General features: G+C 43.8%; 9 protein-coding genes. 2 read left to right on the forward strand and 7 right to left on the reverse strand.

Features of this window, described 5'->3' with window-relative positions; translation table 11 throughout:
- Positions 1–14: 14 nt before the first annotated feature.
- Positions 15–2,330: a GEVED domain-containing protein gene (locus ACSLFW_RS09410; RefSeq protein ID WP_436557418.1), complete on the reverse strand. Its 2,316-nt coding sequence runs from the start codon at positions 2,328–2,330 to the stop codon at positions 15–17.
- Entirely contained in the window at positions 2,318–3,358 is a 1,041-nt protein-coding gene (locus ACSLFW_RS09415) for a hypothetical protein (protein WP_436555534.1), read from the reverse strand. The genes ACSLFW_RS09410 and ACSLFW_RS09415 overlap by 13 nt, the downstream gene beginning before the upstream one ends.
- Before the next feature lie 341 nt (positions 3,359–3,699).
- Here ACSLFW_RS09415 and ACSLFW_RS09420 point away from each other — a divergent pair, with 341 nt between their 5' ends.
- Both ACSLFW_RS09420 and ACSLFW_RS09425 read left to right on the forward strand, forming a co-directional pair.
- Complete coding sequence (locus ACSLFW_RS09420; RefSeq protein WP_436555535.1) at positions 3,700–3,825, forward strand: hypothetical protein; 126 nt, start codon at positions 3,700–3,702, stop codon at positions 3,823–3,825.
- 179 nt (positions 3,826–4,004) lie between these two features.
- Positions 4,005–4,424, forward strand: a complete 420-nt coding sequence (locus ACSLFW_RS09425; RefSeq protein ID WP_436555536.1) for a hypothetical protein — start codon at positions 4,005–4,007, stop codon at positions 4,422–4,424.
- Here the strand turns inward: ACSLFW_RS09425 and ACSLFW_RS09430 are convergent.
- The 5 genes from ACSLFW_RS09430 to ACSLFW_RS09450 all read right to left on the reverse strand — a co-directional run bounded on the left by ACSLFW_RS09430 (position 4,349) and on the right by ACSLFW_RS09450 (position 13,877).
- Positions 4,349–4,738 carry a hypothetical protein gene (locus ACSLFW_RS09430; protein WP_436555537.1) on the reverse strand — a complete coding sequence of 130 codons (390 nt, stop codon included), beginning with the start codon at positions 4,736–4,738 and terminating at the stop codon, positions 4,349–4,351. The two genes, ACSLFW_RS09425 and ACSLFW_RS09430, sit on opposite strands and share 76 nt — an antisense overlap.
- A 62-nt stretch (positions 4,739–4,800) precedes the next feature.
- Positions 4,801–11,136 (reverse strand): GEVED domain-containing protein, encoded by a 6,336-nt coding sequence (locus ACSLFW_RS09435; protein ID WP_436555538.1) that lies wholly within the window; start codon positions 11,134–11,136, stop codon positions 4,801–4,803.
- 5 nt (positions 11,137–11,141) lie between these two features.
- Complete coding sequence (locus ACSLFW_RS09440) at positions 11,142–12,251, reverse strand: hypothetical protein (RefSeq protein WP_436555539.1); 1,110 nt, start codon at positions 12,249–12,251, stop codon at positions 11,142–11,144.
- 11 nt (positions 12,252–12,262) lie between these two features.
- A complete protein-coding gene (locus tag ACSLFW_RS09445) occupies positions 12,263–12,757 on the reverse strand; it encodes a fibronectin type III domain-containing protein (RefSeq protein ID WP_436555540.1) in 495 nt (164 codons plus the stop codon).
- The gene (locus tag ACSLFW_RS09450; protein ID WP_436555541.1) at positions 12,705–13,877 is read right to left on the reverse strand and encodes a hypothetical protein; all 1,173 of its coding nucleotides are present in this window, start codon (positions 13,875–13,877) and stop codon (positions 12,705–12,707) included. Before ACSLFW_RS09450 ends, ACSLFW_RS09445 begins: the two co-directional genes overlap by 53 nt.
- Positions 13,878–14,039: the final 162 nt, after the last annotated feature.

A 14,039-nucleotide genomic window follows, 5' to 3' on the forward strand; every position in this document is an offset into this window, starting at 1 on the left:
GATTTAGACACTCTTTAATAAACTGCTTTCTTAGTGATTACTTCACCATCGGTTAATGTAACCTGGACCAATAGCATTTCCTGCTGTGCCTTCAGGTTGTCTAATGCAGCGGTATTCGCGTTGATTCCGGATTGCTCAAAAATCAGCCTTCCGCGAATATCGAATATTTTCACATCAGTCATCTCCATACTTCCTGAATTGATATTCAATACATTATTATTGTTGTAAATCACAAGATTGTCTGCGTTCAAAGAAGGATTCCCGATTCCAAGTGTTGAATTTTCAAATACAATACTGAACCTGCTTGTGGTCGTTCCTGCTTCGGCAGCAAAAGTATAAGCACCTTCGCTCAGATTATAAATGATATTCGAAACATTGTCCTTAAGGTATACCTCCTGATCATTAGCAAATAACCCGTCAGCATGATCAATACTGATACTGAAAGTTCCTGCAGCAATTGCATTAAAACTCAACGGAATCTCATCCGTAACGGCAAATGGCATCGCACGCGCCTGAATGTTGAATTTATCCTCTCCGATTAATGATGCAATATTGTTGATATTGCTTTCAATCTGTTTTGCGTCGATAGAAGTGTCAATACCATTGGTTGCACTATCCATATAGCCTACTAAAATTTGGTTTTGCATACCCGTTTCATTAGAAAGATTCAACCAAATCCGGCTTTTGTCAGTATTCGCGTCGCGAAAGAATGTGGCCGTATTGTTCCCGCTGCGCATGGCATTGGTAAATGTGGCAATTCCGGATGTTGCCGTTTTTAATAAGAATCCTTGCCCGATGGCAATTGTTCCGTTAGGCGTTGCGCCTCCTGCTGCAGATGCAGTTCCGAAAGTGGTAAAAGTTGCATAATTCGCGCCTGAAGGTGCATCCTGGTTCGTATGTGTCCAGAAATATAATTCTCCCGGATTTTGCGCCAAAAATGAACTGGCGCTTATCGTTGAAGGATACGGATTTCCTAACATATTATACCCTTTTCCCGTTCCGGGTGTGTTGGTGATAGGGATTAATGCATTGCCGTTATTGGGTACGCCATTATATTCTCCGGAAAAAGTAGCGGTCGATCCGTCATCCGGGAAATTATTCGGTGCGCGCAGCATATATCCTTTTCCGGGCAGGAACAAGACACCCAATGGATTAGGGATAACTACAAAACCGTTGGTAGATTCATTTAAAGTATAGAAACGCGATGCGCCAGTAGGTGTAGGAAAACCCGGTGCATTAGTAGGAGATACCGTATACGGCGAGAACAGTTTCAAATCCTGCCCGGCAACCGGAGCACCCCAGTATACATAATCAAGCCTTCTCATGTTGGCCTGGCGTTTTACCGTTATATTTCCCGTATTGATAAATCCTTCCGTTTGTAACAGGTTGGCATTGTTTTCCAAAATCATCGCTCCCGGTGAATTGACTGTAATTGCACCAAGAACATTAAGGTCATAACCGGAATTAACTGTCAAAGTTCCTGAATTGACCGTGATATTACAAACTGTCGTATCAGCTGTATAGGAATAATCAGACGAGAATGAAGCGCCTTTATTGCTGTTTGGTGCACCCGCGCTCCACGCAGACCCATTCCAGTTGGTGGTGATGGCACATGGCGCTGTCTGCGAAACGCAAAGCGCAAACGTACCTTCACTACCCGGATTCGACCAGACAACGATATAATAAGTCGTATTCGGAATTACCTCGGCAATATTACCGGAGTAACTCGTCGAAGAGCACACATTCGCAAATCCGGTTCCGCAGGCGGTATATAAACCAAACTGGCAGACACCCGTAAGATTAGTAAAATTAAGGCTGATTTCAGTATTATTCCCGCTGTTGAATTTATAAAAAACATCTTTATAAATGCCCATGTCACAACTCGTCTTTGCTATTCCCGCAGAAGGCGTAGCACCAATTGTCGTACCTAATGCCGTATTGGCAAGACAGCTTCCAAAAGCACCCAGCGTCAGGGTTTCAGCACCGGCACAATTGTTATTGGCAGGTGGCGCCGGCAGGATATTTACAATATAATCTTCGGTTTCGCCATACACACTATTGGTAGCACCGCAAGCCTGGGCAGTAGTCAGGGCATTGTCGTCACCACCTCTGATGCGCATTTTGGTATTCCCCGAAAGGGCGTTTTGCGGGATAGCGATATTAATTACAGATGTTCCGTTCGGACAGGCATCACCACTACACAAAGTCCCTTCCGAAGCATCAAATACACCATTATGGTTGTAATCTATCCATACGGCGCAAAACTGTGCACCGTCCGGACCGTAGCTTACCGACAGCGTACTGGTCGTAGATGCCGTTAAATCCGGAATGGCAACATTGCTGAAGAAAGTATAGAACGGTGACGGACTCCGCCTGAACTATTATTAAGGGTTTCAAGTGTCACATTCGTAATCTGGTCGCCATTTCCTACAATCCCGGTCTCGTAAGTCGGGGTACAATAACAATTGGAAAATAAATCCATCGGAATGTAAAGCGGTGTGCTATACGCTATATTGCCACTACAGCTTACTCTTGCACGGTAGTATTTTGCAGAAGGTTGGTTGGTAACCAATTTATAACTCCCACCACTAAGCGTTTCAAAGTTGGTTGTAAAGTTAATATCATCTGCACGCTGCCACGAATAGCTTAAACCTGTTTCAGCAGCCGGGAATTGTACGCCCAAAGTAAAATTTACACCCGGGCAGGCAGCGGTTGGCCCGGTAGTATTTCCGGGAGTTGGCGTCCCCGGGCATAAGGTTATCTGATGGAAAGTCAGTGATCCTATAAAGCCCCTCGGTGTAAAGCTCGGATTGTCTGCAGTTCCGGCATATCCATTATTAGCGCTCACGATAATACTGCAACCTCCACTCGTAAAAGTGGTAGACTGGCTGTTGATGGTACTGTAACGCAGCGAAGCCGACAATGTAAAGGCCAGTCGCATATAAGAATTCGCTGGTACCGTCAGCAACATTCCCGAGAGCATCGGTTGGGTTACAGAGTTATCCAGGTTTCCTGTCGTAGCCACTGTTGCTGTTGCGACAGATGTCCATCCGTTGACAACGCTGATCGCTCCGGGAACACCCGGATTTGCAGTCGAGGTCTTATACCACAACTCCGCAGTTTGTGTAGCGGTTGAACCTGCCACAGCCGCCAGATCTGTAATGACAACATCATAGGCGTTGGCATTCCTGAATGTAAAAACCGCGGTTGTACTACCGTTGTTGTTAATAAGGTTGGATGTTACCGTGGTTTGCGCATTTCCAAACCAGGTGATAAGCATAGTGACGAGGAATAATACACTGTACTTAAATCGGTTACACAATTTTGCTTCCAAAGAAAAAGGATAATTTCTTTTCATATTTATCTGAGATTGAGGCTGCTAATTTTCATATTAAAAATTGTATTCGCAATGAATTATCAATAAGTAACCTAAATTTCCGTCGAAGTGCAATTTTTGGCAGTTTTTGACTGTAATTTTATGGAAATAGAAAAAAATGACCTGCTTAATTGCTCCATCTGCGGCGGCCATTTTTCAGCAAACACCCCGTTGTTCCAACAAAAGGATTACTTATTGCTGATACCACCAACTACTGACCACCGGATACTAACTACAAAAACAGGTATTTCTACCTAATCGATTTAAATTTTAATATAATATATTACCGCCATAGTAACCATAACCTTTAAAACCAGATACCTATGGCATCAACATCAGAAGTCGGGCATGCAAAGAACATTGCCAATCTCAATCTCCTCAACACACACATTGCCGCACTCGGGGCACTCACAATCCCGCCAATCCCAACCTGCGCCTTCCAAATCTAAAGACGCTCTATGCAAACGCTGCGGCGCAACAAAAAAATGTAAATGACCTGGTTGCCCCTTACACGCTTGCCGTAGACGAAAGGGAATCGATTTTCAAGCCGCTCAACAGAGAACTGACCAGGCTCCGCAAGGCCTACAAAGCTACCGAAGGCGTCACCCAGGCACAGCTCGAAGATTTCATGGCCGTTGTACGGAAGCTTAAGGGCGTCAGGAAAATTTCAGCAACAGCGGCAACCGATCCCGATAAAGAGCAATCCAACTACTCCGTATCACAAATGAGCTATGACCAGCGTACCAATAATATGGACGGCCTGATTGCCCTGCTGCAAAGCACACCCAACTACAATCCCAACGAAACCGAGTACAAAATTGCCACCTATCAGGATAAAAAGGCAGCAATGCTCGAAAAAACACAAGCAGTAGCCGATGCCTACGTGCCGCTCAACAACGCCCGGAGTATCAGGAACGACACCGTTTACAACACACAGGATAATCTTGTAGATACTGCCAATAAGGCCAAAGACTACCTGTTCACAATACTCGACAGCGACTCAGTAGTATACAAGGCAATTTCAAAAATCAGATTCAAGCACTGGTAATAAAGCAAGCCTGCTTTCAATTCGAACAAAGCTCTGGCAAAATCGAACAAGCCTCTGGCAGAATCGAACAAAGCTCTGGCAGAATCGAACAAAGCTCTGGCAAAATCGAACAAAGCTCTGGCAAAATCGAACAAGCCTCTGGCAGAATCGAACAAGGCTCTGGCAGAATCGAACAAAGCTCTGGCTGAATCGAACAAAGCTCTGGCAAAATCGAACAAGCCTCTGGCAGAATCGAACAAGCCTCTGGCAAAATCGAACAAGCCTCTGGCAGAATCGAACAAGCCTCTGGCAAAATCGAACAAGAGGTTGTACAAATCGAACAATAAAAAAAGCCTCCCGATTGGGAGGCTTAATTATTTAAACTTAGCGGGCTAAATTAGTAAACAACCTTTTTAGTAACCACTTTGTTATCTGTAGAAGTAATCTGAACCAGCAATACTTCCTGTTCTGCCCTTAAGTTGGTAAGTGCAACAGTTGTAGCATTGATGTCTTTTTGTTCAAAAATCAACCTGCCGCGGATGTCAAAGATCTTAACACCTGCCATGGTTACACTTCCTGAGTTGATGTTCACAACATTGTCATTTTTGAAGATAACGATACTGTTTGCATCAAACGTTGGGTTTTCAACACCAAGGGTTGTGCTCTGGAATACAACACTGAACCTGTTGGTTGTAGTTCCTGCTTCTGCAGCAAATGCATAAGCGCTTTCCTTAATATTGTGTGTAAGTCCGGTTAGGTTGTCTTTAATGAAAACATCCTGGCCTTCAGTGATATCGAACAATCCGTCAGCGTGATCCAATGAAATTGTAAAGTCGCCCGCTGTCAAAGCATTGAAGCTCATCGGAATCTCATCAGTATCAGCAAATGGCAATGCACGTGCCTGGATGTTGAATTTCTCCTCACCAATCATCGATGCAATGTTGTTGATGTTGCCTTCGATTTGTTTCGCATCTACTGATACGTCAGCACCGTTGGTAGCACCATCCATATAACCGATCAAGATTTGGTTTTGTAAACCTACCGAGTTGGTAAGGTTCAACCAGATTCTGTGTTTCTCGGTGTTTGCATTTCTGAAGAATGTCGCACTATTATTACCTGTACGCATCGAGTTCATGAACGTTGCAGTTCCTGAAGCTGATGTTTTCAACAAGAAACCTTGACCAATAGCGATTGATCCGTCAGGAGTTGCGCCACCTGCAGCCGAAGCTGTACCGAATGTGGTATAAGTAGCATAGTTCGCTCCTGAAGGTGCATCCTGGTTGGTATGCGTCCAGAAGTACAATTCACCCGGGTTTTGTTGCAAGAACAAATCAGCATTGATAGTCGATGGATAAGGGTTACCTATCATGTTGAAACCTTTTCCTGCCGGTGGTGTAAATGTAATACCAATTGCAGCATCTCCGTTGTTCGGTACACCTGTAAATACCCCGTTGAAAGTGGCTTGTGTGCCATTCGTAGGGAAATTGTTCGGTGCACGAAGCATATAACCTTTAGCAGGCGCAAATGGCGTGCCCAGTGGAGCAGCAACAACTGCAAAACTGTTTGTAGTCTCATCCATTGTATAGAAACGCGATGCTCCTGTCGGAGTAGGGTAACCTGGTGCGTTAATTGGTGATACGGTGTAAGGAGAGAATACTTTCAGATCCTGTCCTGCAACCGGTGAACCCCAATATACATAATCCAATCTTCTCATTGTTGCATTTCTCTTCACCGTGATGGCGCCTGAGTTGGCAGCAGCAGTTGTCTGGATAAGGTTGGCATTGTTCTCGAAAGTCAATGAACCGCCTGAAACTGTTACACCATTTGTAATAACGAAATCGTGTCCTGGATTAACGGTTACCGTTCCCGAAGTTACAGAAAGGCTGCAAGCAGTCAAGTCTCCGGTTGAAGAATAATTACCGCTGATAACAGCTCCTGTAGTAGCATTCGGCGTACCGTTGCTCCATGCATTACTGCTCCATGTAGTAGAACTGATGGTTACAGTTGTTGCAGTTGAATTAGCAGTAGCACATCCGTTGTTCTGAATTACAGCTCTGAATTGAGTTGTCTGAGTCAAAGCACCGGAAGTATAGCTCGCAGTGGTATTTGCAATCGGCGTCCATGTTGTAAATGGCGCTACTGAACTTTCCCAACGTACAATCGAACCTGTATGACCTGATAATGTTAACAAGCCACTTGTCGATCCTGAACATACCTGAGTTCCGCCACTTACTGCGCCACCTACTGATGGTGCATTTACTGTAAATGTGAAAGTTGAACAAGCCGAAGCTGCACCGTTAACACTTTTAGGAATAACTCTCCAGAAATAATTTCCGGCAGCAAGAACACCTGCATCATAAGTTAATCCAGCTTGATCCGGCGATACAAGAGTTGTACCGTCAACCATATCAAAATATACATCATATGCCGAAGCATTTGCAACCGCAGCCCATGATAGGGTAGTAGCAGTTACTGACGGACAAGATGAAGAGGCGTTAACCGGAGCCGTCGGTGAAGCAACACAACCAGGAATTGGAGCGGTAACACAAACAGTGAAGTTACCTGAACCGGTACCAGCTAAAGCGTGGTAAATTCTGATGAAATAAGTATTGCCCTGAACGAACGGAACTGCATAAGTTTCAACCCCTGCAGTTGCCGTAGCATTCGTACAAGTCATAGACGTAAGCGTACCTGTTGCAGTATTGTCAGATGAAGAGAATACCTGTAGGTAAGCATTATAACCACTGCCTGATTGTACAGTTACGGTGTTAGCGGTAGATGTTGCAGTAAATGAATACCAAACGTCATCATCTGCAGTACCACCACAAACAGCTTGCGGAGAAGCAGTCGCAGCCAAAATACTTGGTTGCGGAGAAGCAGTTGCTGAACAAGTTGTATTTACTGTCAATGGAACAGCACCACCAATATTATCATTCAGTGGAGCACTGATCACTTCACTTACGCTCAATGAGAATTCACCGCTGCTGGTTCCAATAGTGGTACCATTATGGAAAACTCTTACATAGTAATCTGTTCCTCCAGATGTAAGTGCAGTTGCTGTAATCGTTTCGATTGCACCTGCACCTGTAGCATTAACACAAGTAATTGGTGCCAAAGAAGCATCAAGCAATTGTAAGACACCATCGTAATTTGGTGAAGTACGAAGTTTTATAACATAATCAGTTGCAGATGTAGTAGTGAATTTAAACCATACATCATCATCTTCATTACCGGCTGTAGTAGCACAAGCCTGACCGGCGGCTGAATTCGTTGCGCCTCTTGAAGTGTAGTAAGTACCACAGTAAGAAGTAGCAGGAGATCCAAGAACCGGAAGCGTAAATGCGCCTGCTGAGTTATCGTTACCAGGAGCAACTACTGTCGGAGCTGATGTCAATCCTGTGTAAACGCCTGGTGTAAATGTAATCATAGTATTACAAGCAGGCATGATGATATGACTTGCAGGATCCGTAGTTGCAGAGAAATGATTCGCATTTGGTGTTTGCAAAGCAAAACGATCCAATTGTGAAGTTCCTGCCGGATTAGTACCATTATAACCAGTACTGTATGAATAAGCAGAAGTTAAAGTTCCGTCGAATCCTTCAAAGTTACCATAGATGAATTCGATATGGTTATCGCTTTCATAAAGTTTAACCTGGAAGTTGAGGTTTGGACCAGGGTTGTTGAAACGCTCTAATCCTGCCCATTCCATTGTGATCACCGCCGAACCTGAACCAAGTGTGCCAGAAATCTGGTAACGGAAGTTACTGTCACGGTTAGCGAAATTCGTACCTGTCATCACCAAGTCATCCCAGAACGGTGCCAAAACTTTGTTTTGAGCAGTGGAAACAAGACTGTTAGTAAATGCAGTAGATGTATTTGCAGTATTGAATGTTGCCCATCCGTTAGAACTCATCTGGAAACCGGTTACCGAAGTACCGATATATTTGAATGTAGTTCCTGCTAGCGATACAGTAGTCGATACGTTATCATCACCAGCTGTTGTACCAAGATTTTGCCATCCCGGAAGCACAGTACCTGTAGAAATAATTGAGGTATAAGTTGCCGGAGCAATAGCAGTATCATAAGTACATTGGATAACACCAACCTGAATTGGGTTACTGGTACCGGTATTACCACTACATGTAACATTTACACGGTAGTATTTCGCAGTTGTCTGGCTTGTCACCTGAGTAGGTGATGTGCCAAGTGCAACAACATTGGTTGTAAATCCTGCGTCGTCTGCACTTTCCCACTGATAAGTAACGCCGCTTCCTGATGTAGCATTTTGCGCACTTAATGTAAAGTTAGAACCTGCACAAGTAGCACTTTCTGTACTTAATGTATTTCCTGGAGTAGGTGTTCCTGTACAAGCAAATGTAGCTACGATGTTAACCAAATAGTCTTCAGTCTCACCATAAGTATAAGCTGTAGTCGCATAGTTGGTTGCAGCAGAGCCGCCTTCAACGTTAACGATTCTCATACCGGTTGTACCAGGAACGGCATCAATCGGCACTACGAAAGAGCCGGTAATGGTTTGGTTTCCTGAAACAGTAGCGGGTTGTGTGTACACTTTTTCATTAGCTTCAGCGAAGCTTCCGTTATGGTTAAAGTCGATGTAAATCTGGAATAAATTGCTGAATGTACCTCCGCAAGTTGTCTGAGTCAACGAGAAGTTATAGCTCTGAAGCTGCTCAAGGTTTGGAGCACTTACAGCAGTAAAATTAGTGTATCTGCCCAATACAGATCCAGCACCTCCAACAGTTGCACAGGTACTTGAATTGTTAAGGGTTCCGACAGTTACATTACTGATGTCTTCATCGTCTGGATCAGACGCATATACCGCAGGGTAACAGTTGTAGAATGGATTCATGGTTACCAATACCGGAGTACTTACTCCGATACCGCCACCATTTGAACATGTTACAGTTACACGATAGTATTTATCAGATGATTGATTTGTAGTCTGTGTAGCGTTGGTTCCAAGTGCAGTAACATTGGTTGTGAAACCAGCATCGTCGGCACTTTCCCATTGGTAAGAGATACCAAAATCTGTAGTCGTATTTTGTGTACTCAAGCTAAAATTAGCACCGGAACACACGGAAGCTGCAGATGATAATGTGTTTCCTGGATCAGGTGTGCCTGAGCAGTTATTGCTAAGGGAGATATTTACATTATAATCTTCTGTTTCTCCAAATCCGCTTGAAGAAGCGCCACAAGCCTGAGCCGTAGTAAGCTGGGTATCGTTTCCTCCACGTACCCTCATTCGGGTAATGCCTGGAACAGCATTAAGCGGAACTGAAACGTTAATTACAGTTGTGCCGCTTGCGCCTGCGCTTACAGTTGAAATAAATCCTTCGCTTGCCTCGAAAGTCAAGTTATGGTTAAAGTCAATCCATACTGCTGCATACTGATTACCATCTGTACCGAAAGATATGGATACAGGATAAGTAACGCCTTGTCCGATAACAGGTGCTGCAAGAGCATTATAATAGGTATAGTATGGCGTAGTTGAAGCACCGCTGTTGTTGTTTAAAGTGCCTAATGTTACATTAGTAATTTCGTCACCAGAACCTGCCCCGCTTGTATAAGTAGGAACACAATATCCTGTATAGAAAGTTACAACTGATGTCCACGTACTAAATAAGCTTGACCCAAGGTTACAGACCGACCTTACATAAATAGAGTAGGTAGTATTGGCTGCCAATGACGACAAAGGCACACTTAAAGAGTTTGTTGTACCAGAGGCTGTAAGTCCTGTATTGCCACTTCCTGCAGCACCAGAAGTACGCACTTCATACTGATATCCGTCAGCAGGAGCACTCGGAGAGGCAGCCCACGAAATGTCAGCAGATGATGTAGTGACATTAGTTGCCAATACATTAGTTGGTTCAGAACATGAAACAGTTGTAAAGCTTGTTTCATTCGCAACACCGCAAACTGCGGTACCATTTGTGTTTTTAGGCACAACATACCAGTAGTAAAGAGTGCTGGCTGCCAACGCAGGCGTAGTCACAGTGTAGCTGGTGGTTAATGAATTTGCGAATAATGTTTCTGCTCCTGAAGCAGTTCCAACATAAAGGTCATAATTTGTAGCATAAGTTGCCGCTGCCCATGTAAATGTTGGCGTCATTGAGATTCCTGTAGCAAGATTTGCCGGTGTACTGTTCGTTGTACATACCGGTACAGGAGAAGTGATACAAATTGTAAAGTTACCTGATCCGGTTCCTGATGTAGCGTTGTAAACACGTACAAAATAAGTGTTGCCAGGAGTAAGGCCAGTTGGAGATATTGTCTCGATTCCACCGCCTGTTGTATTGTTTACACAGCTTAGTGAAGTCAGCGTACCTGTACAGGTATTGTCTGAAGAACTTAAAAGTTCTACATAAGCATTGAAACCTACTCCTGATTGTACTGTGATGATATTGGTGTCTCCCGCAACGAAAGAATACCATACGTCGTCATCAGCAACACCTCCACAAGCTGCTTGTGGTGAAGCTGTAGCCGTAAAAGTATTTCCGGCAAGCGGAGTACAGTTTGCAGCCGGTACGATAGAAGTTGCAGTACAAATGTTATCATTTGCAGGCGGTGCCGGTGTTGCATTTACGATGATTGAGAAATCACCAGTAACACCAAAGCTTGATGGTGCTATTGTTACAGTAGGTGAAGTATATCCTGCACCTCCTTGCGAACCTTGTATTGCAATTCCGGTTACAGCACCACTCGTGATAGTCAATTTTGCTACAGCACCTGCTCCTGTTGGATCTGTAATGTAAACAAAAGGAGTTGCAGTAATTCCTGCACCACCGTAACAAGTGATATAACCGCTACCAGGAGTCGTAACTGTAAATCCTGTAATAGCTCCACTTGAAACAGTTGCAGTTGCAGTTGCTTGTGTTCCCCACCCGCATGGTATACACGGATTTTATATACCTGACCGATTACAGTTGTAAAATCTGTTTGTGTAATGGTTTCGGTTAATGATGTGCCAGCCATATTATTCGCATTTTTTTGAGCTAATACAGTAAGGTAATCACCATCGTTGAATAATTGCATTGCTGCGTCATATCCTCCAGCACCACGTAAAGTAATTGTGGTATTGGTAGAGTTTGCAGTAAACTGGAACCAAACGTCGTCATCTGCAATCGTACTCGCGATAGGAGCCGCTACACCTGCACTTGGTGTTGCAAATGCTGATGTATAAAATGAGCCGCAGAAATTAGATGGAATAGTAGGTAATGCAGTCAATGTTATCGCTGTACCAGGCTCATCATTTGAAGGAGCTGAAGGTACACCCGGATAAGCATCGTTTGGTCTTACTGAACCAGCTGGTGTAAAAGTATACATACTTGAACACTCAGGAAGTACTGACAGCTTATTCAGACCTTCGTTTTGGGTAATACCTCCAAGACTTGAGAAGCTAAGAGTATTAGCCTGTTGTAATCCAATTGCTTCGCCGGCTAAAGCAGGTACGCCCCATGTTGATGCTGTCATACCCATAGTGTAGCTAAATGCAAGTCCGTTGGTCACAGTACCGTTATTCGGATTTGTTCCGTCAAAACCTTGCATTACGCCATATACATATTCGATATGGCTATCAACCTCGTATAATTTAACCTGGAAATTCAAACTTGCAGCAGGATAATTGAAAAGTTCTACATTTTCCCATTGTACCGTAAGCACACGATTAGGTGTAGTACCTGTAATCTCGTACTTTACGAATTGAGAGTTTGGTGTAGCATTATTCAGGTACAAATCTTCCCAAAAAGGTGCTAATACAAAATTATTACCTGTGGCATTTGTAAGTCCGTTGTTGAATGAAGTATTTGTATTGGTACCATTCAAAGTCATGAAACCGTTAGTTACAGGTCTGAATGAAGATATAGTTGTTCCCGCATAATTGAACGGGAAGAACGTAAACGACCGTAATTGGTATCATCCGATGTTCCTGTTGTAGCACTTACCGTAATTGCCGATCCTGAAACTGGTGTATAGGTGATACCTGTATTTCTTGTGATAGTATATTTCAGTTTGTCAGCAGTGCCAATTCCAACAGGGTTTGAAACGGCAGTTGTGGTATTGTAAAAGTAATTAGGTGATGTACACTTTCTGCTTTCATACACTCTGAAATAATAAGTTGTACCTACTGTCAAACCGGTTACCGTTACTGAAGTTCCCGTTCCGTCATAAACAAGTTTTTGTCCTGTTCCTGAATAAGCTGCGCTGGCAGTTCCAGGAGAAACACCGTTTACAGGATCAGTAAATGAGTTTGTATCGCTTACAAAAACTGAACGGTTATTACCGTTACCAATCGTCCATGTAGCTGTGATGCTTGTTGTGGTTGCATTTGTTGCCACAATTCCAGAAGCCTGGGTTGTAGGAGATGCAGGCCCGCTTATGGAAACGACATTCGAATAATCGAAATCCCCTGTCGCAGTACAGGTACTTTTCATTCTGTAATACTGAGTTCCACTTGCATAAGCTGCTGTAGTGTATACTTTTGTTGTAGCTCCGGAGCCTGTGGAAACATTTGTCCATCCGGTTAATCCATCTGCCGATGTTTCCCATTGGTAAGCTAAATTTGAAACTCCCGACGTACCGCCTGTAACAGTGAAAACCTGTGTCGATCCGGTACAAACAGTAGCAGCTATAGGTGTAGCAGGTCCGTACGACAGGTGTGCCATTACAAGGTGGCGGTGGCAAAAAGGTATACATCGTACCTGCTGCCGGCCAGTTGGAAGAGGTAGCAGTAGCTGAAACTTTAGAGCCATCAACACCATTTACAAAAGTATTGGCAGGGTCTGTAATACCGATTACACCTGCCGTTGCAGGGGAACCCAGACGAGATCCATATATGAAATCAATTCTTCCGGGAGTTGCACTTGTTGATCCCCATAATACGATTTGCATCGTAATATAAGCAGTAGCACTTGCGCCTCCTCCCGATCCACCGGAATTATTTACAAACTGAAATACATATAGACCTCCTGTCGCAGGGCCATGCGTCATGGAACCGCCATTGGCCGTATTCAGGTTAGCATCCCTTTCGAAAGCAACAGCAGCATTTGCGGCAAAACCATTAATGGCGGTTGGCCTTGCTGTTGTAGGGGTACCACTTCCAAATTGGATCCATCCATTCGTAGACATACCAAATTGGGTGTAATTTGTGCCATTGTAGGCAAATGTAAATCCTGCGGGGCTAATGATGTTAGAACCATCATCTACAGATCCGGAGCTGACGGTTGTTAATACTACCGGGGAGGTAATCGTAACCAACGCGTTGCCCGTACTTGCCGAATAACTGTAGTTATTAGCTTGCGCAAAGGCCGATTGTCCTGTGAATGCAAAAAGCATCAATACAAAAGCCGCCATCAATACCATTTGCTTTCTTACTGAGCATACTGGTGGCGACCCGACAATGTCTTTTCTGAGCCAGGCACTCTTGCCCGAACTCAGGGGTTTGTAATTTTTGTACATAAAATTTCATTTAAATTTAAGAGGAGCTAAAGTTAGTTAAAAACCTTAATTTTTTCCTAACATTTTCTTAATTTTTGTAAAAGAGTAGTTTTTTATGAGTGTAATTCCCCCATTTTCGGGCGTTATCTAAGGAAAGTGTTACAATTAAAACAAAATCGATTG

The organism is Flavobacterium sp. 3HN19-14, assembly GCF_051373205.1.
GTDB lineage: Bacteria > Bacteroidota > Bacteroidia > Flavobacteriales > Flavobacteriaceae > Flavobacterium.

What these genes read in the sequence shown, in the direction of transcription:
- ACSLFW_RS09450 (WP_436555541.1), bottom strand. Translation starts at nt 13,877, where the DNA reads ATGTACAAAAATTACAAACCCCTGAGTTCGGGCAAGAGTGCCTGGCTC.
- ACSLFW_RS09415 (WP_436555534.1), bottom strand. Translation starts at nt 3,358, where the DNA reads ATGAAAAGAAATTATCCTTTTTCTTTGGAAGCAAAATTGTGTAACCGA.
- ACSLFW_RS09425 (WP_436555536.1), top strand. Translation starts at nt 4,005, where the DNA reads ATGGCCGTTGTACGGAAGCTTAAGGGCGTCAGGAAAATTTCAGCAACA.
- ACSLFW_RS09440 (WP_436555539.1), bottom strand. Translation starts at nt 12,251, where the DNA reads ATGACTTTGAATGGTACCAATACAAATACTTCATTCAACAACGGACTT.
- ACSLFW_RS09420 (WP_436555535.1), top strand. Translation starts at nt 3,700, where the DNA reads ATGGCATCAACATCAGAAGTCGGGCATGCAAAGAACATTGCCAATCTC.